17 protein-coding genes are annotated in these 22,813 nt (G+C 41.8%); 10 read left to right on the plus strand and 7 right to left on the minus strand.

Going from position 1 to position 22,813, the window contains the following annotated elements:
- Window positions 1-390 precede the first annotated feature (390 nt).
- The gene (locus M1E93_RS18500; protein WP_042117114.1) at window positions 391-2,271 is read left to right on the plus strand and encodes a glycoside hydrolase family 3 N-terminal domain-containing protein; all 1,881 of its coding nucleotides are present in this window, start codon (window positions 391-393) and stop codon (window positions 2,269-2,271) included.
- Window positions 2,272-2,396: 125 nt separating this feature from the next.
- Window positions 2,397-3,353 (plus strand): OmpG family monomeric porin, encoded by a 957-nt coding sequence (locus M1E93_RS18505; RefSeq protein ID WP_426207047.1) that lies wholly within the window; start codon window positions 2,397-2,399, stop codon window positions 3,351-3,353.
- A 967-nt stretch (window positions 3,354-4,320) separates the two neighbouring features.
- On the opposite strand, the gene M1E93_RS18510 is transcribed toward M1E93_RS18505, so the two are convergent.
- The 6 genes from M1E93_RS18510 to M1E93_RS18535 form a co-directional block, all read right to left on the minus strand.
- Window positions 4,321-5,322, minus strand: coding sequence for a sulfate ABC transporter substrate-binding protein (locus M1E93_RS18510; RefSeq protein ID WP_042117111.1), 1,002 nt, complete (start codon window positions 5,320-5,322; stop codon window positions 4,321-4,323).
- 186 nt (window positions 5,323-5,508) lie between these two features.
- Window positions 5,509-6,486 carry a 6-phosphofructokinase gene (gene pfkA, locus M1E93_RS18515; RefSeq protein ID WP_004924408.1) on the minus strand — a complete coding sequence of 326 codons (978 nt, stop codon included), beginning with the start codon at window positions 6,484-6,486 and terminating at the stop codon, window positions 5,509-5,511.
- A gap of 544 nt (window positions 6,487-7,030) precedes the next feature.
- A complete protein-coding gene (locus tag M1E93_RS18520; protein ID WP_004924405.1) occupies window positions 7,031-7,978 on the minus strand; it encodes a phosphatidate cytidylyltransferase in 948 nt (315 codons plus the stop codon).
- Complete coding sequence (locus M1E93_RS18525) at window positions 7,975-8,616, minus strand: lysophospholipid acyltransferase family protein (RefSeq protein ID WP_004924402.1); 642 nt, start codon at window positions 8,614-8,616, stop codon at window positions 7,975-7,977. The genes M1E93_RS18520 and M1E93_RS18525 overlap by 4 nt, the downstream gene beginning before the upstream one ends.
- 310 nt (window positions 8,617-8,926) lie before the next feature.
- Window positions 8,927-9,679 carry a M48 family metallopeptidase gene (locus M1E93_RS18530; RefSeq protein WP_004924398.1) on the minus strand — a complete coding sequence of 251 codons (753 nt, stop codon included), beginning with the start codon at window positions 9,677-9,679 and terminating at the stop codon, window positions 8,927-8,929.
- 576 nt (window positions 9,680-10,255) lie between these two features.
- The gene (locus tag M1E93_RS18535; RefSeq protein WP_104873143.1) at window positions 10,256-10,792 is read right to left on the minus strand and encodes a Spy/CpxP family protein refolding chaperone; all 537 of its coding nucleotides are present in this window, start codon (window positions 10,790-10,792) and stop codon (window positions 10,256-10,258) included.
- A gap of 153 nt (window positions 10,793-10,945) precedes the next feature.
- Between M1E93_RS18535 and cpxR the strand changes: the two genes are divergently transcribed.
- The 3 genes from cpxR (at window position 10,946) to M1E93_RS18550 (ending at window position 14,880) form a co-directional block, all read left to right on the plus strand.
- Window positions 10,946-11,644 carry an envelope stress response regulator transcription factor CpxR gene (gene cpxR, locus M1E93_RS18540; protein WP_004924392.1) on the plus strand — a complete coding sequence of 233 codons (699 nt, stop codon included), beginning with the start codon at window positions 10,946-10,948 and terminating at the stop codon, window positions 11,642-11,644.
- Window positions 11,641-13,011, plus strand: a complete 1,371-nt coding sequence (cpxA, locus tag M1E93_RS18545) for an envelope stress sensor histidine kinase CpxA (protein ID WP_004924389.1) — start codon at window positions 11,641-11,643, stop codon at window positions 13,009-13,011. The genes cpxR and cpxA overlap by 4 nt, the downstream gene beginning before the upstream one ends.
- Window positions 13,012-13,440: 429 nt before the next feature.
- Window positions 13,441-14,880 carry a capsule assembly Wzi family protein gene (locus tag M1E93_RS18550; RefSeq protein WP_104873142.1) on the plus strand — a complete coding sequence of 480 codons (1,440 nt, stop codon included), beginning with the start codon at window positions 13,441-13,443 and terminating at the stop codon, window positions 14,878-14,880.
- A gap of 1,035 nt (window positions 14,881-15,915) precedes the next feature.
- On the opposite strand, the gene M1E93_RS18555 is transcribed toward M1E93_RS18550, so the two are convergent.
- Entirely contained in the window at window positions 15,916-16,863 is a 948-nt protein-coding gene (locus M1E93_RS18555; RefSeq protein WP_140035165.1) for an IS30 family transposase, read from the minus strand.
- A 207-nt stretch (window positions 16,864-17,070) separates the two neighbouring features.
- Between M1E93_RS18555 and M1E93_RS18560 the strand changes: the two genes are divergently transcribed.
- Genes M1E93_RS18560 through galE form a run of 5 tightly spaced genes read left to right on the plus strand, consistent with a single transcriptional unit; the run spans window position 17,071 to window position 22,800 of the window.
- On the plus strand, window positions 17,071-18,018 hold the full coding sequence (locus M1E93_RS18560; RefSeq protein WP_426207295.1) for an NAD-dependent epimerase/dehydratase family protein: 948 nt from the start codon (window positions 17,071-17,073) through the stop codon (window positions 18,016-18,018).
- Between the two features lie 44 nt (window positions 18,019-18,062).
- Window positions 18,063-19,208: a polysaccharide export protein gene (locus tag M1E93_RS18565; RefSeq protein WP_104873620.1), complete on the plus strand. Its 1,146-nt coding sequence runs from the start codon at window positions 18,063-18,065 to the stop codon at window positions 19,206-19,208.
- Between the two features lie 5 nt (window positions 19,209-19,213).
- A complete protein-coding gene (locus M1E93_RS18570; RefSeq protein ID WP_104873131.1) occupies window positions 19,214-19,642 on the plus strand; it encodes a protein tyrosine phosphatase in 429 nt (142 codons plus the stop codon).
- Window positions 19,643-19,675: 33 nt separating this feature from the next.
- Window positions 19,676-21,754, plus strand: coding sequence for a polysaccharide biosynthesis tyrosine autokinase (locus tag M1E93_RS18575; protein WP_104873130.1), 2,079 nt, complete (start codon window positions 19,676-19,678; stop codon window positions 21,752-21,754).
- A gap of 17 nt (window positions 21,755-21,771) precedes the next feature.
- Window positions 21,772-22,800 carry a UDP-glucose 4-epimerase GalE gene (galE, locus tag M1E93_RS18580; RefSeq protein ID WP_104873129.1) on the plus strand — a complete coding sequence of 343 codons (1,029 nt, stop codon included), beginning with the start codon at window positions 21,772-21,774 and terminating at the stop codon, window positions 22,798-22,800.
- The last annotated feature ends 13 nt before the right edge of the window (window positions 22,801-22,813 follow it).

The following is a 22,813-nucleotide window of genomic DNA, read 5'->3' on the forward strand; positions in this document are numbered from 1 at the left end:
TTAAAAAAGTCGCCAGAAATTTTCTGCGACTTTTTTATTAAACCCTCTATTTCACGTTAATAAAAACAATAAAATTATACTTAACATATTAATCAGAATAAAATTAGAGCGTAAGATAACCATTTAGATGATTAATTTATTTCGTCGACTTTATCGTCAAGATCACATAAAGAAATAATTCCAAAACGGAATTATTCTACAATTTCGCTGATTATTCCAGATAATTTACCCATTTAAAATCAATAAGATAATTACAGGCTTCTCAATTATTAAATAATCGACTATTCTTATTTAATAACGGATAAGAATAGTCTTAACTGTGATTAATCTCACTTTACAATTAATTTACGATACCTATTATTCATCGAAAAATAACCAAGGACTGATTCGATGAAAAATCTGACTCTACTTTCTCTGTGCTTACTCAGCGCAATGTCGTTAGCCGACCCCCTTTCGCAAACACAACTCAACGAATTGTGGAAAGATAAACAAAAATCGGCTGATGAAATTGTGAAAAACATGTCTGAAGCTGAAAAAATCGGCCAACTTTTTATGTTGGATTTCCGTTATTGGAATAAAGACAGCAAAGGCGAGCCTGCACCATTTCTAGCGATGAATGACGAAGTCGCTAAGGTCATTAATCAATACCATTTAGGCTCTGTCATTTTATTCCGTGAAAATCTTATTGATACCCCACAAACCGTTGAATTAATTAATCAACTACAAGCCTCACGGAGTAATTTGCCACTCTTTATTGGTACTGACCAAGAAGGCGGCTATGTGACTCGCCTCCGTGTCGGCACCGAAATGCCTGGCAATATGGCATTAGGGGCAACACGTAACCCAGCTCTAGCGGAATTGACGGGTATGATCCATGGCTATGAATTATCTAGCCTTGGCTTTAATATCAATTTTGGCCCCGTTGTTGATGTCAATAACAACCAAAACAACCCTGTCATTGGTGTCCGCTCTTACTCCGACAACAAAGAGCTTGTTGAAGCGCTATCAACCAATTACATCAAAGGGATCCACAAATATAATTTATTGACCTCACTGAAACACTTCCCCGGACACGGTAATGTTTCCTCTGACTCTCATGTCGACTTACCCGTAGTGAATTCCGATGCTAAAGCTTGGCGCTCCACAGAATTACCGCCGTTCCAATATGCGCTGAGTCATGGTGCTGATGCGGTAATGACAGCACACATTATTGTGCCTGCATTAGATAACAACAAAATCAAAACATTATCAGGAAAAGAGGTTGGCACTCCTGCCACGCTTTCCAAGCCGATCCTGCACGGTGTTTTACGTGATGAACTCAAATACAACGGTCTTATCATCACCGATGCTATGGATATGGGAGCAATCGCTGATAACTTTGATATGAACTGGGCTGTGGAAACGTCACTGTTAGCAGGCTCCGATATTATCCTTATGCCAATTAAAATGTGGGATAGCGAAGCGGTAACACGCTTAGACAATATGTATCGCCACCTAGAGAGCGAAGCCAAGAAAAATCCTGAGTTAAGGAAACGGATTGATGAGTCGGCAAAACGTGTCGTGCTGAAAAAGTTACAGCAGGAGATCACCGCACAGCCTGTTGATTTAAACAATGCTCAACTTGTTGTCGCCTCAAAGAGCCATAAAGACTTAGAAAATATGGTTTCCGAGCAAGCTATCACACTGATTAAAAACGATAATATTCTACCTTATGTTCTCAAACCACAAAATCGCATTCTGGTGATTTCTGATGAAAACCCACGTAACACATTAATTCAAAAGCACTTAAATGATATTGCTAATGAAACGGGTGTCGCGATTGAGAGCCAAACTGCAATGATCAAACTGGCTGAAAATACGCTTAGTGCAAAAGAGGTTCAATCGCTCTTAAAAGGCCAAGATCTCGTATTACTGACGACGTATAACCTAAAAGATAACCCTGCTAATGCACAATTGGTGATTGATGAAGCTAACAAAGCGAATATTCCGGTTGTCGTTATTTCATCACGTAACCCATATGACATCGCTTACCTAAAAGGCGTCAAAGCGAATATCGCTATCTACGGTATTACAGGGTTTGATATCACCAATAACAACCGTAATTCACTGGAAACCAACATTCGTAGTGGATTACGTACGCTATTTGCAAATCCACAGGCACAACCTCTAAATCCACCAAAAGGGCTATTACCCGTTAACATCAAAAATCCACAAGGTAACAGAATTCTGTTCCCTTATGGTCACGGTGAAACCTACAACACGACTCACTAATTTATTTTCTAAACAAGGTTCTTCCCAGCCTTGATATCCAAAGCGATATCAAGGGCTGGTTGCTACACCCTAAATAAACTGACACTGCTATTTCATAAACAATAATTAAAAATTAAAGGATCATCATGAAAACATCTTTGAATGGTTTACTCTTTCTCGCCACCACAACACTAACAACGTCTGCATTAGCTGTTGAGACGGTGAATAATGACTACTGGCGCATTACCTCCAATGTCTATATGGAGCTGGAGAAATTTGAAGGCCACCATAATACCAGCGGCGGTAAGGTCTACGACAAAACCACCATGATCGGCCAACTGTTTCTGTCAAACCCTGAATCTAAATGGAGCTTTTTTCTTGAGCACAAAGAGTCATTAAGAAGCTACAACCACAACTTTTCAACCTCAAAAGACTCATTTATTCGTAACCGTACTCAAATCGGTGCGACACGAAAAATGTATTCTAGCGATGTAGGCCAATTCAACTTAAACGTAACCTACCGTAAAGAGTCTAATGATTCCGCACCAGGTACTATGGCTCGTCCATCGAATACACTCTTTTGGTTGATGCCTAGTGGTACTTATCACTTTAACGACAAATGGGCATTTAATTTCTGGGATGCCTTTTATCATTATGACAACTTCCATGCGCCCAATAGTTATGAATGGGAATCTGAGCACGGTATTGTTTATAAGATCAATGATTCCGCCACCGCCAAACTGTACATGTATACCGACTGGACGTGGGATAAAGACTTCAATAAAACATGGGAACAAAACCAGATCCGCGGCTACTTCCCAGCGACCTTGAATCAGGATTGGAGCATCATGCCGTACTTCCGCTATTACCTGAACGAGCACAACTATGATAGTAACCAGCGCACGACCCAGAAAGTGAAAGATGGCTATCGTGTCGGCACCCAAGTTTTCTATAATTTGACCCCAAAACTGACGCTATGGGGCGGATTTGCCGTTGAGCCAAGTACATGGGAAAACCCAAAAGGGGCGGGGCTCACCTCTGGCAGCAACAACCGCCAGACATTCTACCTAGGCCAACTGGGTGTCAAATACGTATGGCAATAAGCTAAAAAACAGTGACTGGCTTCTCCCTCACAAGTCAGTCACTCTCACTATAAAAAGCTTTTTTGGTATCCGCGACGAGTATTGCTCAACAGAGATGAGCTTTGCTTAAAATCCTCAATGCGATGAATGCTCGTCAGGATATAGCGCTAAGAGTATGCGATTTTTTTATTTTGAAGAAAACGCCCCATAAATTAGAGCGATTATTTTTCTGAGTATACTCAGCACGCAATCTGTCACGATTGCAGGTACAGTCATGACAATCGACAGGCCTTGTATGTAACAAAAAAATATAATGTGCTCAACGAATGCAAGTGATAACTCTGGGGAGTTATATGATTTAGGCGATAGAGAGTACAAACGAAAATACCAAATAACAGAAGTTATAAAACACGGTAATATAAAATACAGTAACACGCGATAAAAAAAATGAATTCGCGTTTTAAGGTAATAGTAATATACCGGCGCCAGTATAATTACATAGGCGAGCAAGGCAAAATTCACGACTTTAAAAAACGCGTATGTGACTTCATAAAAGCCGTTCTGTTCAGTGTATAGCGTCCTAAAAACTTGAAGAATGACTGTCAGATAATAAAAAATCACCCCCACACAAAGAGAGATGTAAGAAATAAGCGCGGAATACTGATTATTTTTCAGAAATAATTGGCGTAGTAATGTCAGCATAGTTTTTCGACATGGGTAATATTTTGCCTAAGTAAGATCGAATATCCGGTTAGATAGACACAAATTCAGCAGTGCGGTCTTTTTGATATTGATTATCTTGTGAATGATAAAATGGACAACAGGCGGAGATCCGCCCTTGTTTATTCCCATTTAGGGGAAGTCGATGATGCCCGCCGTGATGACACGTTCTTGGTTTTCCATTAATTTGCCTTAAGTTAATTAACGCATTTTATTTCACTTAAGGCAATGGATTTATTTACAATAACTCAGCTTAAAACCTAACCAACTAATCGCGACGGCTTATTTCATCAAATACACCGCCGTTAGAGAAATGGGTTGTTTGAGCTTTTTCCCAACCGCCAAACAAATCGTCCACTGTAAATAATTTCAACTTCGGAAAGCGCTGCTGATATTTCTGAGCCACTTCCTCATTACGTGGTCGATAGTAATTTTTCGCGGCAATCTCTTGCCCTTTAGGCGAATATAAATATTCTAAATAGGCTTGAGCCACTTCTCTACGCCCGCGCTTATCAACGGTTTTATCAACGACGGCCACTGTTGGCTCTGCTAAAATTGAGATACTTGGCGTCACAATTTCAAATTGGCCATTTTCACCAAGCTCATTAATCGCTAATAACGCTTCGTTTTCCCATGCAATCAACACATCCCCAATTCCCCGCTCAACAAAGCTATTTGTCGCCCCGCGAGCACCTGAATCTAGTACCTCAACATTTTGATAAAGCTGTTTAACAAATTGCTTGGCTTTCTCTGGGTCATGATGATTTTTTTCTAATGCATACCCCCAAGCACCGAGGTAATTCCAGCGTGCACCACCTGACGTTTTAGGATTTGGCGTGACAATCGCAACATCTTTACGGATCAAATCATCCCAATCTTGGATATTTTTAGGGTTTCCTTTACGCACAAGAAAAACAATCGTTGAGGTATAAGGTGCGGAATTATCGGGTAAACGAGTGATCCAATTCTTATCAATACGTCCACTCTTCGCTATCGCATCCACATCGTAGGCTAAAGCCAGCGTCACAACATCCGCTTCTAAGCCATTAATAACAGAAGTGGCCTGCTTTCCTGACCCGCCATGAGACTGACGGATAGTTACCGTATCCCCGGTTTTTTCTTTCCAATACTGACTAAAGGCTTGGTTATATTGCTGATAGAATTCTCGAGTGGGATCATAAGAAACGTTTAATAATTGGATGTCTTTTGCCCATGCGCTTGCTGTGAGCGCTAATAATAATGTGGTTGTTACCTGCCATTTACTCGCCATTCTTCCATTCCTCATCAATCAATTGTTAAGGAAGGCTGACAGATCTCATCAATAACATGAAATAATTAAAAATGACAAATTATGCAACAAAAGAATATAAGACAGAAAGATCAGGCGGAGAGATCAAACCTGCACGGCACTGAAACGGCACCGCACAGGTGAGATTTGCAATCGTAGAGGTAGAGATTAATACAGTTTTTTCGCTGTGTCGTACCACTCTTTCTTAAATACACGCTTCATATTCATTACAGCATCAATGATATCGTGGTGAACCAGTTTTTCATTTTGAATACCGACACAACGACCGCCGTAACCTTCTAATAATAGCTGAATAGAGTAGGCTCCCATGCGCGATGCGAGAATACGGTCATAAGCCACTGGCGAGCCACCACGCTGAATATGCCCCAATACCGTTGCGCGCGTTTCATGATGCGTTTCTGCTTCAATATATTTCGCTAGCTCATCAACATCGCAAACATGCTCAGTGATTGCCACAATGGCATGGCGTTTACCTTTCTCAATGCCTTGTTTTATCTCAGATAACAGCTCTTCACGGTCAAATGACATTTCATTTTCAGGCAGAACGATAAACTCACAACCACCGGCAATCGCAGCCGAAAGCGTCAGATCGCCACAATAGCGCCCCATAACTTCAACAATCGAAATACGTTTATGAGACGTCGAGGTGTCACGCAGACGGTCAATCGCTTCCACTACCGTTTCAAGTGCGGTGAAATAACCAATGGTATAGTCCGTTCCCGCCACATCATTATCGATGGTTCCCGGCAAACCAATACAGGGGAAACCTGCCTCTGTTAGTGATTTTGCCCCTAGATAAGAGCCATCACCACCAATCACCACCAGCGCATCAATATGATTTTTTTTCAGATTATCAATGGCAACAGCACGAACTTTTTCATCGCGGAATTGAGGGAAACGAGCCGAGCCAAGGAAGGTGCCACCGCGGTTAATCATGTCAGAAACACTATAGCGATCTAGCTGTTTCATACGGTTTTCATATAAGCCTAGATACCCATCATAAATACCCATGACTTCTAAACCTTCGCTCAGTGCAGCACGTACAACACCACGGATTGCAGCGTTCATACCCGGTGCATCACCACCACTTGTTAGTACCCCAATTCTTTTAATCTGTTTGACCATGATGACCTCTGATTAATGAATATAAATTGCAAATCGATGAAAAACACAATGATATCGTACTTTTCTAACGTACATTCTGTTATAAACAACTCATGCTGAATTGATTCACCTAGCGTTATAATAAGACAAAGGAACCTATCTATACCTGCTTTCTATCAAGCTTTGCTTGTTTATTGTGATCCAGCTTACACAATTTTAGTCTATAAAACGGATTGCCGCAGAAGCAGAGGCTCACTATAGCGGGTGTTGTCTTACTTCGAAACAAAAATTAAGTGCATATCATAGCATTTATGTAACATAGAAGCTTAACCTTGCGAGTTAAAAGTAAACAGAGGCGCCTACTACCCACACGATAAAAAATAAATGTTCACTGGCTTTCTCAAAACCAAAGCGAAACTACGCAACTGAGCCGTTTTGGCTCAAGCGTTTATTGATTGATTGAGTGATTGAGAAACAAAAAAGCCCCGTTAGCGGTTATGGTTAACCAACGGGGCTCCATTTTCAAATGGCTAATACTTGGAGCCATCAGGCACAAGGCCTCAGATTAAGTATAAAAATAGCGTGTTAGATGGAAGAAGATTGGCGCGGCAAAGCATAAAGAGTCGATACGATCTAGCATCCCGCCGTGCCCTTCGATTATGGCGCCAAAATCTTTGATGCCGCTATCGCGTTTGATAGCAGACATACATAATCCTCCCACAAAGCCCATTAGGGTAATCGCCAGTGACATTAGCCCTGCTGCCCACCAACTAAATGGGGTTACCCAATACAAGCAGATACCAATTAGCACGGAAGATAAAATGCCACCAACAAAGCCTTCAATGGTTTTGTTCGGGCTTAATTTTGGCACAATAGGATGTTTGCCAAACAATTTTCCAAACACATATTGCAGCACATCAGAAAGTTGCGTAACCACAATCAAGAACAGCAGCAGTTTGACGTTTTCCCCCTCATAACCTTGAATATCCAACATCAACAAGGCTGGCACATGGCTTAAACAGAATACCGCGACTAACATCCCCCACTGAATTTTTGAGGTACGCTCGAGGAAATGATACGTATCTCCCGCTAAGGCAATGCGAGTAGGTAAGAAAAGGAACACAAACACCGGCACAAAGACTGAGAACATGCCATACCACTGAATGCCGACTAAAACATATTGCAGAGGGAGGAAAATAAAAAAGCACCAAAATAGGGCTTCATGGTCACTACGCCGAGTCGGTGTTAAGGTAATAAACTCCCGCAATGCAAAAAATGAGATCAGTGCAAATAAAATCACGACACCGATATTGCCAATCACAACGGCGAGTACACAGACAATACACATTAACCACCAAGCTCGGATCCGAGCATTCAAGTTATCAATGGTTGGATTGCTGTTATCCCCTGAATAACGGTAAGCGAGGATCCCGCCAATAATACTAGCGACCACAAGTATGCTAAAGACACCTGATAGCAATAACACGATTTCGCTATCCCAAATACTACTCATGGCATCAACTCCTCTAGTGCGAGTTTCGCACGCTCTAAGAATACGGCTTTTGGTTCATCCTCGCCTAATGGGGCTAATGGCTTGCCCACAACCGCAGAGCAGATCACCGGCACAACCAACTTCGACCCCTTTGGTAGTACGCGATTTAAATTCTCAAGGTACACAGGCACCACTTCAACATGAGGGTGTTTTTTGGCTAAGTGATAGATACCGCTTTTAAAATGACTTAATTCTTCGCCATCCCCGCGCGTACCTTCTGGGAACAAAATCAATGATTCTTGTTTTTCCAATATCGCCTCAAGTGGCTCTAAGACATTCTCTTTCGCCGTTCCATCACCTTTACGGTCGATTAAAACAGCGCGAAAAACGTTATTGACTAGATAGCGTCGAAAGGGCGTTTTATCCCAATAATCTCTTGCGGCGACAGGGTGAACAGCATGGCGCATTAAAGGAGGTAATCCAGCCCAAATAACTAAACCATCAAGATGGCTGGAATGGTTAGCATAATAGATACGTGGTGTCATTGCCGGTTGGCAACCAACCCAACGGGTACGTACGCCCGTTAATAAACGACAAGTAAATGACAGCAACATTCCCATGCCTTTTGCTAGCAAAGAAATCCTCTGAGCTTTTTCCATTTTTATTCCTTGCGAATCGTTATTTTATTTTTGCTACCCAGCCACGACAAAAAATAGGGTAGCTATTTTTTTAGCGAATACACCCAAAAAGAAATTCAAGCATCAAAATAGGCGGAGTTATTTTAGAGTGCAAGCAGCAAGGTCTGATTTCGTTTTTTTTGAGACAACATTCGCAGATAAACAGCAAAGAATAGATTATTAGCAAAAAGTTAATGGCATGATCACAAGATCAACACAAATGAAGATACAAAAAAAGCAGTAAAGGCGGCACCTCTACTGCTTTTCAATATTATTCTAACTGAATAAATAATTATTTTTTGTCAGCCGCGATACGGTCACGGATATGTTGTGCACGCTCTGCTGACGGTGGGTGAGAATCGAACATGCTGCTTTCTTTGCTACCCATTTGAGCTAATTTCTCAAAACCAGTGACTAAGCCGTCAGTTTTAACACCGCGTTTTTTCAGCAAGTCATAAGAGAAATCATCCGCTTGGCTCTCTTGATGTTGAGAGAACTGAGAGTTAATCAGTTTTTCACCCAGCGCAGCTAATTGTGAAGAGCTGAGTTGCTCAACAACGCCACCCGCTGAAGCTGCTGCGGTACGCGCGGCAACCGCGGCATAAGCAACTTGCATTGCTTTACGTGTATGGCCGAGTGCAACGTGGCCCATTTCATGACCTAATACACCTTCGACTTCGTTATCATTCATGATATCCATCAGGCCGCTATAGACACGAACGCAACCATTCGCCATTGCCCAAGCATTCACATCATCAGTCATATAAACTTTGTAGTTAACTGGTGTGCCATCAATTTCATTGCCTAATGATTTAGCAATTTTATCTAAGCGTTTAGAGTACTTGCTTGACGCGGGTGCAATTTTATTTTGTGCGTCCATTTCTTTACAAGATTGGTCGCTTAATTGCTTAACGTCACCATCCGTTAAAGTAGCGGCTTGGAATAATTGCATACCAGAGTTAGTTAGCATGCCTTGGTCTAAGTTTTTACATCCCGTCAAAATGACAGCAGAGACAGCGACTGCAACAAGAGCCTTCATTTTCATAATATTATTTTCCTTTGCAATACACACAACAATTTTACGGCATAAAGACTATGAATTTTGAGCAAAATAACAATAGGAATAGAGTGAGATCATCTTCATAAAATGAATTTAACCCGTTTTTTGTCTTAATAGCAAAATCATTGGAATAATAATTCGCTTTATCCAAAATAATTAACTAAATAATCAGTTTCTGTAGAGTCGAGTCTGAACAATTCACCACAAAGCGGCGATCGACCAAACGCACAACACTAAGATAGGATAAAATTCGCAGGGCTTTGTCTACTTGATGATTAAAAATAGAAGCACCAAAGAGCGCCTTTGCCGTTATTTCAGAACCTATATTATTTGCTCAGCATGTTTATATTATCGATAAAAACCTGCATCAACAGGGTGATCAAAAGGGAAGCATAGAGAGGGATCCATTTTTTATTTTAAAAGCTAAGCGCAAAAAAAAAGCCCCTAAAAGGGGCTGTAAAAGACAGGGATGGTGTCTATGGCAAGGAAAAAACTTCACTTATTGCTACTTCACTACTACGATCAAGAGAATTCGGTACTCAATAAATTTCATTCAATGAGTTATTGCAAAGCCTGATATTGAGACATTTTTTGTTGGTGGATCTGCTCAAGTTGGGCTTTCTGCTCAGGTGTTAATAACTGATACAATTCATGATGAATTCGCGCCATTTCAACACGCTGAGTTAATTCTTTTTGCAAACTTTTTTCTAATTGGACACGTACTGCCTGCTCATCAAAGTCGTCTGCGGTAATTAAACTGTGCAATGCTTCACGCTCTTGCACTGAAACTGGGTTATCAAATTGATAACGGCGTTGTGTTGCCATTAAATCACGTAATTGCTGGCGCTGTTTTTCATTTAACGTGATACCATTAAACATAAATGTACTCGTGCGTTCTTCACTACCAAACAGCTCATAATGCTGAAGTTTAGCCAACGCTGATGAGGTAGGCTCATTTTGCATTTGCAACATTAGGGGAGTCGAACCATCACCAGTTTGTGCCACATTTTCTGGTGTATCCCCAAAAGCCGTCACTGAGCCGAAAATGAATGCAGAGGCTAACGTCAACATTACTGTTGTTTGTGCTGTTCTTTGCATTTCTGACTCCTTGTTCTCGGACAGTGCTCGTGATTCAATGTGGACAACTATACGCCGGTGGCTGCAAACTAGCGTCAGAGCATGTAAAAGAACGTAAAGTCATGGAATCATGAAGATTGTTATCGTATTTTGGCAGTTGGAGGACTTAAACACATGCATAAAATCCTATTAGTTGATGACGACCGTGAACTCACGTCGCTCTTAAAAGAACTGCTCGAAATGGAAGGTTTCAACGTTGTCATCGCCTATGATGGTGAACAGGCTTTACAACAACTGGACTCGTCCATTGATCTGTTATTACTTGATGTCATGATGCCAAAGAAAAATGGTATTGAGACATTAAAAGAGTTGCGTCAAATCCACCAAACTCCTGTCATTATGTTAACAGCTCGCGGTAGTGAGCTAGACAAAGTGTTAGGCCTTGAGTTAGGTGCAGATGACTATCTTCCTAAACCTTTCAATGACCGCGAACTCGTTGCCCGTATCCGTGCACTATTGCGCCGTTCTAATTGGAGCGAACAGAATCAGGGCGACAATAGCAATACGCCTGTTCTGCAAGTTGATAAGCTACAATTAAACCCTGGTCGCCAAGAGGCCAGCTTTGATAACGAAATTCTAGACCTAACAGGTACTGAGTTCACGCTACTCTATTTATTAGCTCAGCACCTCGGTCAAGTCGTTTCAAGAGAACATCTAAGCCAAGAAGTTCTTGGGAAACGCTTAACGCCATTTGACCGTGCTATTGATATGCACATTTCTAACTTACGCCGTAAATTGCCAGAGCGTACAGATGGTCAACCGTGGTTTAAAACTTTACGTGGTCGTGGATACTTGATGGTTTCAGCAACATGATAAATAGCTTAACCGCAAGAATATTTGCAATTTTCTGGTTTACCCTCGCACTAGTGTTAATGCTAGTGCTGATGGTACCCAAGCTAGACTCTCGGCAGCTCACTTCCCTTCTGGAAAGTGAGCAGCGCCAAGGGGAAATGCTTGAACAACACATCGAAGCCGAACTTGCACAGGCGCCGATGAATGACCTTCTTTGGTGGAGGCGGATTTCTAATTCCATCAAAAAATGGGCGCCTCCGGGGCAACGTCTGATCATTGTGACCAGTGAAGGACGTGTTATCGGGGCGATGCCCAGTGAAATGCAAGTGATCCGTAATTTTATCGGGCAATCCGACAATGCCGATCACCCGAAAAAGAAAAAATATGGTCGCGCGGAAATTCTTGGGCCTTTTTCCATTCGCGACGGTGAAGACCATTACCAACTCTATTTAGTTCGCCCAGCCAATAGCCCACAATCAGACTTTATTAACTTATTGTTTGACCGGCCATTCTTGTTATTAATTGCCACTATGCTGATTAGCGCCCCATTATTACTTTGGTTATCATGGAGCTTGGCACGCCCTGCCCGTAAATTAAAAATGGCGGCAGACGATGTTGCAAAAGGCAATTTACGGCCACACCCTGAACTTGAATCAGGGCCGCAAGAGTTTCTTTCTGCCGGTAACAGTTTTAACCAGATGATTAGCGCGCTTGATGGCATGGTCACTGCCCAACAACGACTGATTTCTGATATCTCGCACGAACTACGGACGCCACTCACACGCTTACAACTGGCAACGGCACTCTTACGCCGCCGCCATGGTGAAAGTAAAGAGCTAGAACGTATCGAAACCGAAACGCATCGCCTAGATAGTATGATCAATGACTTACTCGTGCTATCACGTAGCCAGCACAAAAATGAGATCTTAAGGGAGAATATTAAAGCCGATGAATTATGGGGCGATATTCTAGAAGATGCTCGCTTTGAAGCAGAGCAGATGAATAAAACGTTAGATGTCACCGCCCCGCCAGGCCCATGGCCGATTTATTGCAATCCATCGGCGATAGGCAGTGCATTTGAAAATATCGTTCGCAATGCCCTTCGCTACTCAAATACCCACATTGCGGTCAATTTTAAAGAGGAAAACAACGGCATCTTAATCACTGTCGATGATGATGGCCCAGGAGTTAGCCCCGCTGATCGCGAACACATTTTCCGCCCTTTCTACCGTACAGATGAAGCACGCGATAGGGAGACTGGCGGAACTGGCCTAGGCCTTGCGATTGTTGAAACCGCAATCTCACAGCATAAAGGCTGGGTAAAAGCAGACGATAGCCCACTTGGTGGCCTCCGTTTGCAAATTTGGTTACCCGAGCATGGTCGATAATCCCAATTAACTCTCGGCGCCTTAATATTCATTTGATTAAGGCGCCAATTTTATTCCCACGCCAATATAAGTAATTTCACCAAATTAAAATCCGTTTAATCAATTTGCTATTCAATCATTTTAAGACAGTCAGTATCACCAAATAAGACAAATAGTTCCTCTAGCCTACTGTTTTAATTATGTTGTGATATATCATCATAAAAAGGCAATTTACCGCATGCGCCTATAATCTGCTTTTTATTTATTCAGAGTTTGCCTATTATATAAAAAAACACCGCACACATGCCTAACTAATACGTCAGATAGAACAGTAAGATAATTGTGGGCGATATCGTACTTTACTCGTGTTCGGAATTTACTTATTACTTTTGCGCCTATTTTCGCGCTAAAACACAAAAAATTAGACGACTCAACTCAACGGATTCATCAATGAAAAAAATCAAGCTTACCAAGTTGGCCATTTTAACGGTATTGGGCGTAATGAGTGGCAATACTCTTGCTGGGGGTCTCGTTCTACCGGATAATAACTTACGAAACGACCTTGCATGGTTATCAGAACGTAATGTTATTCAAATCAGCCTTTCTACATGGCCCCTATCTTCAGAAGAAATTACCCGCTCACTTAATAATGCAAATATCACCAATAGTGAACAAGAAGCGATTGTGCAGCGTATTAAGCAACAACTCAGTCGCACTAAAAATAACCTCCAATTACAAACCTACCTGTCAACGAGTAAGCCATCCATGCCACAGGGGTTCGCGCAAAGCGAATACAGTGATTTCCGTTATACCGTTGAAGGTAATTACAGCACCGATGATGTCGATTTAAATTTAAAAGCGAATGCTGAACGAGCGTTACGTGTTGAAAATGGCTCTGACTATAACCTTAATGGTTCTTACGGCGGCGTGAAAATTTGGAACCAATGGGTTAGCTTTGGTGAGATCCCTCAATGGTGGGGGCCTGGCCATGATGGTAGCTTGATCCGTACTGATGCAGCACGTCCTGTCACAGGTTTCCTGATACAGCGTGCAGACCAAAGTCCTTTTGAAACCCCTTGGTTATCATGGATTGGCTCATGGCAATATCAGCTTACAGCAGGCCAAATTAAGCAGTACTCCTCACAACCCCATACCAAGCTCATTGGTTTACGTATGACTATGAACCCAACGGATTTCTTTGAGTTAGGGGGTTCACGCGTAGTCATGTGGGGAGGTGAAGGTCGCCCTAACAACTGGAATTCTTTCTGGAATGCGATGGCCGGTAAAGATAACACAGGCGATCAAAATGATGACCCCGGTAACCAGCTTGCAGGGCTTGACGCTAAAATCAAACTCTACCCGCTGATTGGTTTACCTGTCAGTGTTTACGGCCAAATGATCGGTGAAGATGAAGCCGGTATGTTCCCATCGAAAAATGCTTTTATGGGGGGTATCGAAGGCTACCATACTGCATGGGGTCAGCCTTTAAGCTGGTATATTGAAGGTTCTAATACCCATACCGAATGGAACAAAAACGGCGTGATGTATACTCACTTTATCTACCAAAATGGATACTACCAACAAGGTGCACCTTTGGGTCATGCCATGGGTGGTGATGGCCGTATGTTATCAGCTAAAGTGGAATACACCCTTGACGATGATAACCGTGTTAGTACACGTTTAGTCTATGCCAAGGTCAATAAAGAAAGTTATCCACAAAACAAAATCTACCCTAAATCAGAAACAATCAAGGGTGTCGATTTAGGTTGGTGGCATAACTTTGATAACATGGTCAACACCGATGCTAAAGTCTGGGTATCGCAAACAGATTACGACACCAGGGATGATATTGGTGCTTCCGTCATGGTAACCGTACCGTTCGAATGGTAATCAATCGCCATTAATAAAAGTGTTATATCCATGATAAAACTAGCCGCTGAATTATTCGCGGCTAGTTTTTTATTTCTAGTCGAAATTCGACTTATTTAGAAATCACACTATAATTATCAGAAAGGTTTATTTCTGATGCTTTTTTATTCATTTAATAAAATAATAAAATTAATTATTGCTCTTTATTAATTTAACGTCACTAAGGCGTATTTAGCATAATCAAAAAATAAAAATGATATATTTCTAAATTATTTCACTTATCTTAACTCGATATTCGGGTATAGAAATATATCTCAATCGAATGAATAAAATACATCCATAAAAAATAAGGTTATTTCCTAAGATAGCAGATAAAATATTGCCTACGGTCAACAAAGGAATCCAAAAGAATATAAATCTATTCTTTACAATAGGTTAGAGAGTTAGCAAAATAATAAGACTATTCTCTAAGACAATCACACCGGTAGTCAGCAACTATATTTAGTGATATTATTAGGCGCTTTCGCTTGACCGAGTCAGCGAAAATGCATGCCCTTTTGAGGGCAATGAATGATAAGACGTGCTTATCAATTGAGCGACTACGTAAAAACGTAATGTTTTCAATTGATAAGCACGAATGTAGAATTCGATGGTGCTCTGGGACCCGACAACCCAGTGCGGTAGCTATGGCTGATCAAATATTGCAGTAAACATTTATACCATAGCTAAATTTATTCTTACTTAATAAATTATTAAATACCAAGGTTTTCAGTGAAAATATTAGTTACTGGTGGTGCAGGCTTTATTGGTTCCGCAGTTATTCGCCATCCCCTTTCATGGTAATAGCTATTTAGTTTAGACATTTATCGGTGGAATGTTAAATTTACTTATTACCAATATTGAGTTTTTACTTTCGATGTCCAATAAAAAAATCCTTAAAAATACAATCTCTCTTTATATACGCCAAATCATCATTATTCTAATTACTTTGTATTCCATGCGGGTGATTTTGAATGCTTTAGGTATAGAAGGCGGATTCAAGTCCGAAGTGCAACGCTAAGCCGCCTTTCTTAGCTCCGCAAACACCACCGAAGGTTGTCTGAACCCCAGACACTTGCGTGGCCTGCTGTTCAACGCTCCCTGATAGCGTTGTAAGTCTTCTTCTGTCACTGTCCGCAGGTCTGTTCCTTTCGGGATAAACTGTCTTAACAACCCATTCGTATTCTCGTTCAGCCCACGCTCATGCGAGGCATACGGATGGGCAAAGTACGTATCTGCGTTCAGTGCTTCTGCTATCGCCTTGTGCTCACTAAACTCTAGACCGTTATCGAACGTTATTGTGTGACATACATCCTGATACTCACTCAGCAGTGAGATAATGGCCTTACTGACTTCCACCGCATCCTTTGAAAACACCTTTTTTGTCAGGTAAATACGGCTTTTGCGTTCTGCCAGTGTCACGATAGCACCAGTGCCCTGTTTACCCTGCACCAAATCGGCCTCCCAGTCCCCCAGACGGCTACGGTCATCGACGACTGACGGCCGTAGCTCAATGGATACCGCATCAGGGATGCGCCCTCGTTTCTGCCCGTAGCCCTTACGATATCGCCGTTTGCCCTGCCTAAGATGCCTGTACAACTCGCCACCGCTACGCTTATCCGCATAGATATACTGGTAAATCCATTCATGGCTGACGCTAAGACCAATAATGCTGCCAATTGCACTTATTTGCTCAGGACTCCACTTCCACTCCAGAGCAAATATCACGAAATCTATGGTCTGCTGAGGAATTGTCCTTTTGGCAGATGACAGCCGCCTATCACAGCACTTCTGGTGTGCCTGTTGTGGGTTATAACCAGTATCTGAAGTGTTACGCCTCAGTTCACGGGAGACCGTGGACTTGCTTACACCGATACGGATACCTATCTCATGGCAGGATAAATTATCCTCACGCAGTATCGATATCTGGTATCGTTGTCCTTCGGTTAGTTGCTGATACTTCATACTTACTCGCTCATCTTTGGTCGGAAGAGCAGGATAGCTTATCAGTAGCTAACCGTCCTTCCATCTAACATGACCGAGCGTTGCACTTATTATCTGAATTCGCGATATGTAACTATCAATATTATTATTCAAATGCTCAAAATATAAAGAAATTTTTTGACATACGAAACTCAAGAGAAAAATATGTCACTCTCATTAAGGAATAATATGCTAACAATCATCGGTGGTTCCGGTTTTATCGGTACACGTCTATCCAATCAATTAAAATCTCAAAATATCGACTTTAAAATTGTTGATATCCAAAAAAGTGAAGCTCATCCTGAAAAATGGGAATTTGGTGATGTCACTAAGCCTGAAACACTTGTTGAGCCATTAAAAGGAAGTGATGTAATCATTAACCTTTCCGCCCAACATAAAGATAACGTTCATCCTATTAGCCTATACTACGAAGTAAACGTGGATGGAGCGAAAAATGTCTGTGATGTTGCTGAACAACTCGGTATTAAACATATCGTATTTACCTCTTCTGTTGCTGTTTATGGATTTGTAGAAAAAGAGACTGGTGAAGATGGTGAATATCATCCATTTAATGATTATGGGAAGTCAAAGCTACAAGCAGAACATGTGTATGATGCTTGGCAAGCTAAATCAAGTGACAATATACTAGTTACTATTCGTCCAACGGTGGTATTTGGCGAGAATAATCGTGGAAATGTTTATAATCTATTCCGTCAAATTGCTTCCGGTCGTTTTTTAATGATTGGTGGTGGTAATAACCAAAAATCGATGGCATATGTTGAAAACGTTGCAGCATTTATCCATTTCGCTACTACCTTCACTAAAGGTAAACACGTTTTTAACTATATTGATAAGCCAGATTTTACTATGGATGAGCTAACTACCGTCATTTGTAATGCTTTAGGTAAGTCCAAATCTAATATTCGTATTCCTTATCCTATCGGTATTATGGGCGGATATTGTTTCGATATCTTATCTAAACTGACAGGTAAAGAATTTCCAGTAAGCAGTATCCGAGTGAAAAAATCTTGTGCTAGAACGCAGTTTAAGTCAAACTATATTGCTGACACCTCTTTCACACCGCCAGTCACACTGGAGAAAGGGATTGCTAATACTGTTCAGTATGAATTTAAATAAATAAAATATTTTTAATCATCTTGCCAAAGGGATCGCGAGTGTTTATGAAACGTCTTTCTGTTATTGCAATCATGCTCACAGCATTAACTGGCTGTACTGTTACCCCTGGTGTCTATATGTCTACCTCGGGAAAAAATGTCGTCGACACTGGCGATCGTGATATTTCTAAATTTGTCGATATCTACCCGATCTCGCCAAAACTGTTAGATGAGATGTATACCCCACAAGTTATTGCAAAACCCAACCCAACCCTAGAGAAGCAACTGGCAAACTATGAGTACCGTGTTGGTGTGGGTGATGTATTAACCATTACGGTATGGGATCACCCTGAGTTAACCATTCCTGCTGGCTCTTATCGTAGCGCCGCGGACTCCGGTAACTGGGTGCATTCCGATGGTACTATCTACTATCCGTATATCGGTAAAGTGAAAGTCCTAGGCAAAACCGTCACTGAAATCCGTAATCTAGTGAGTAACCGTCTATCGACTTATATCGAGTCACCACAAGTGGATGTCAGCATTGCCGCCTTCCGCTCACAAAAAATGTATGTTTCAGGTGAAGTGGCTAAACCGGGTACATTACCGATTACTAACGTACCGCTAACGGTTTTAGAGGCCTTTAATAATGCAGGCGGCCTGACTGAAAAAGCCGATTGGGATAATGTCGTACTCACCCGAAATGGCAAAGAAATTAAAATCTCACTGCAAGCATTAGTTCAGTATGGCGACCTAACCCAAAACCATCTGATGCTACCGGGGGATGTGTTATACGTACCACGTAACGACGGGCAGAAAGTGTTTGTGATGGGCGAAGTGGGTCAGCCAAACACCCTAACTATTGATCGTGCCGGGATGAATATTACTGAGGCACTGAGTAAAGCGGGTGGTATAGATCAAACCACCGCTAATGCAACCGGCGTATTTGTCATCCGTCCAATTAAAAACCAAACTTCGGGGGATAAAGAGCTGGATGCCCTACTGCCGAAAAAAATGGCGGCGGTTTATCAGTTAGATTTATCCGACGCAACGTCAATGGTGATGGGAACGGAATTTAAACTGCAACCTTATGACTTGGTTTATGTTACCGCAGCACCCGTTGTACGTTGGAACCGCCTAATCACTCAATTACTACCAACCATCGCGTCATATAATCAGCTAACCGAAGGTGTCAAACGCGTTCACGACTGGTAATCCATATGTTTAACAATATTCTCGTTGTCTGTATGGGGAATATATGCCGCTCCCCCACGGGGGAGCGCCTATTACAAGCCCATTTCCCCGATAAAAAGGTACACTCCGCGGGCATTATCGCCAAAGAGGGTCGCCCCGCTTATGATAGCGCCATCCGTATTGCACAAAACCACAATCTCTCTTTAGATGGTCATCAATCACGTCGTTTAACCAGTGAGTTATGTAAAGAAGCAGACTTAATCCTAGTGATGGAGAACGACCATATTGATAGAATCCATCAACAATTCCCCGAGACGCGTGGCAAAGTCATGCTGTTTGGCCAGTGGCTAAATAAAACCGAGATCCCAGATCCGCATAAACGCAGTGATGAAATGTTCGAGCATGTTTATCAACTGATGGAAAAAGCCGTTATACAGTGGCAAGGGAAAATTTAATTTTACTATTTGAAGGCTTAACGTTAATTGATTATGAACACAACAAAAACCAGCTCCGCTGCCTCTGACGAAATCGATCTGCTGGCGCTATTTAAGATACTCAAATCCAGCTACCTTAAAATCGGCTTTTTTACCCTCTTTTTTATTGTGATTGGTGCCACTTATAGTTTTCTAGCGACACCAATCTATCAAGCCAATGCGACACTGCAATACGATAAAATGAGCCAAGTTTCATTGTTAGATCAAATGAGCGATGTGATGCCATTTGCTAACAATAATAGTCAAGCCGATTCCGAAATCGAGGTCATTAAGTCTCGGATGGTGCTCGGTAAAACGGTTGCAGACCTTAATTTAGATACCCACACCGCACCCGCTGGTTTTTTCGATAGGCTTTGGGGAGACAAAGCTTCTGTCGCTATTTCCCTCTATTCTTTACCTGAACATCTTATTGGTGAACCCGCTATCCTGACCTATTTAGGCGAAAACCGTTATGCTCTTCATATTGATAACCAAACCTTTGAAGGCAAAGTGGGCGAACTCCTAAAACAAGATGAAATCAGCTTGCTGGTATCTTCAATCAATGCCGAGGTCGGCCAAGAATTTACTCTCATTAAAAATGCCCGCTATTCTACTATCGAAAACTTACGAAAAACTTTAGCGATCGCAGAGGTTGGTAAAGGCACTGGCATTATCAGCATGGAAATTAAAGGTGCTGACAAAGCGGAAAATGTACAGATTTTAAATAGTATTATCCAAAACTATGTGGACCAAAATACCGAGCGTAAAAAAGAGGTCACCAATAATACCTTATTGTTCTTAGATGAATATTTACCGAAAGTAAAAGCTAAATTAGATAACTATGAAAACCAATTAAATGCTTTTCGTAAAAAGAACGAATCTATCGACCTGTCCTTAGAGGCTAAATCGGCTCTTGATAGCGCCTTGCAAGTCGAAGAGAAACTCAATGAGTTAACCTTTAAAGAGGTAGAGATCCAGCAGCTCTACACCCGTAACCACCCCGCTTACCAATCATTGCTGGATAAGCGTCAAAAACTGTTACGTGAAAAAGAGAAAATCAGTAAAAATATCCAAAAACTTCCCAATACCCAGCAACAGATTGTGCGTTTAACCCGTGATGTGGAATCCGAACAAGCTATCTATAATCAGCTAGTGGCCAAACAGCAAGAGCTGAGCGTATTAAACTCCGGGATCACCGCCGATGTACGCATTATTGACTCGGCAGAATCCCAACCTAATGCCGTGGCACCGAAAAAATCATTGATACTCGTTCTTGCCACTATCCTCGGCTTTATTGTGGGTTGCGCTTATGTGATCGCCCGTGAGTTCTTTAATAATAAGATTAAAGGTACTGAGGATATCGATGCATTGGGTGTTAACGTCTATGCCACTATCCCGTTCTCTAATTATGAGAAAAAATTAATCGCAGCGGGGAATCAGCGCCCACTTGCATTGGAAAACCCAGCCGATACGGCAGTAGAAGCCATCCGTTCCCTACGCACCAGCGTTTACTTCTCGGTGATGAACCAAGGGAATAACTTGGTGATGATCAGTAGTGCGTCACCGGGCGTAGGTAAAAGCTTTGTTACCTCTAATATGGCGGTTGTATTAGCTAATGCGGGTAAAAAAGTCCTCTTAATTGATACCGACTTACGTAAAGGTCGTATTCATAAAGCCTTTGGTTTAAGCAATAAAACGGGGTTATCCGAATATTTGGCTCAGCAGGACATTACGCAACCGGCCATCCACCGTGGTGTGATTGAAAACCTAGATGTGATCTGCCGTGGTAAAAATGTCACTCACTCTTCTGAGTTACTGATGGGAGAACGTTTTAAACACCTGCTCGACACGATGAAAGGGCAATATGATATCGTGGTTATCGATACCGCCCCAATCTTAGCAATCACTGACTCCGCGATTATCGGTAAGTACGTCGGCACCTCACTGCTTATTGCCTACTATGGTGTCAATACGGTGAAAGATATTGAGCTATCGCTAAAACGCTTTAAACAAAACGATATCGAAATCACAGGCGTGATCCTCAATGGTATCGATGCGAAATCAGACGACTATAACTATGTCTATGAGTACTAGTCGTACAGGAATTTAAAATGAATCATACAAAGGTCTTAGTCACAGGCGGTCTTGGCTACATTGGTAGCCATACCTGTGTGCAGATGATTGAACAAGGCATACAGCCAATTATTTTAGATAATTTATGTAATGCCAACCCAGAAGTACTCAACCGCATTGAAACCATCACAGGTAAAAAACCTGTCTTCTATGCCGGTGATGTACGTGATAACGCTATTCTGGATACGATTTTTGCTGAGCACCAAATCACATCGGTGATCCACTTTGCTGGGCTAAAAGCGGTTGGTGAATCTGTTCAAAAACCGATTGAGTATTATGATAATAACGTCAATGGCACGTTAGTATTACTTGCCAGTATGCAAAAAGCGGGCGTCAAAAGCTTAATTTTTAGCTCATCGGCTACTGTGTATGGTGATCCAGAAGAAGTACCATTAACCGAAGACTCTAAAGTCGGTGGTACTACCAACCCATATGGCACCAGTAAATATATGGTTGAGCGTATTCTTGCTGATCTATATATTGCACATAACGATTGGTCGGTTACTTTACTACGCTACTTTAATCCCGTTGGCGCCCACCAATCAGGTTTAATTGGTGAAGACCCACAGGGTATTCCAAATAACCTAACACCTTATATCGCTCAAGTAGCAGTTGGTCGTCATAAAGAAGTCATGGTATTTGGCTCTGACTACCCAACTCCAGATGGTACTGGCGTACGTGATTATATCCATGTTATGGATTTAGCTAGCGGTCATATTGCAGCATTAAACAATGTCAGCCATCAAGCAGGCCTACATATCTATAACCTAGGTACGGGTAAAGGAACGAGTGTATTAGAGATGATTGCTGCTTTTGAAAAAGCATCAGGTAAACCTATCCCGTATAAAATTGTTGAGCGCCGCCCTGGCGATATCGCTGAATGTTGGTCTAGCCCTAAAAAGGCCTTTAATGATTTAGGATGGAAAGCACAATATTCAGTACAAGATATGGTTAATGACAGCTGGCGTTGGCAATCTCAAAACCCTAACGGCTATAAGCAGCAATAGCCTTTAATTGAGA

Source organism: Providencia sp. PROV272 (assembly GCF_049901975.1).
GTDB lineage: Bacteria > Pseudomonadota > Gammaproteobacteria > Enterobacterales > Enterobacteriaceae > Providencia > Providencia stuartii.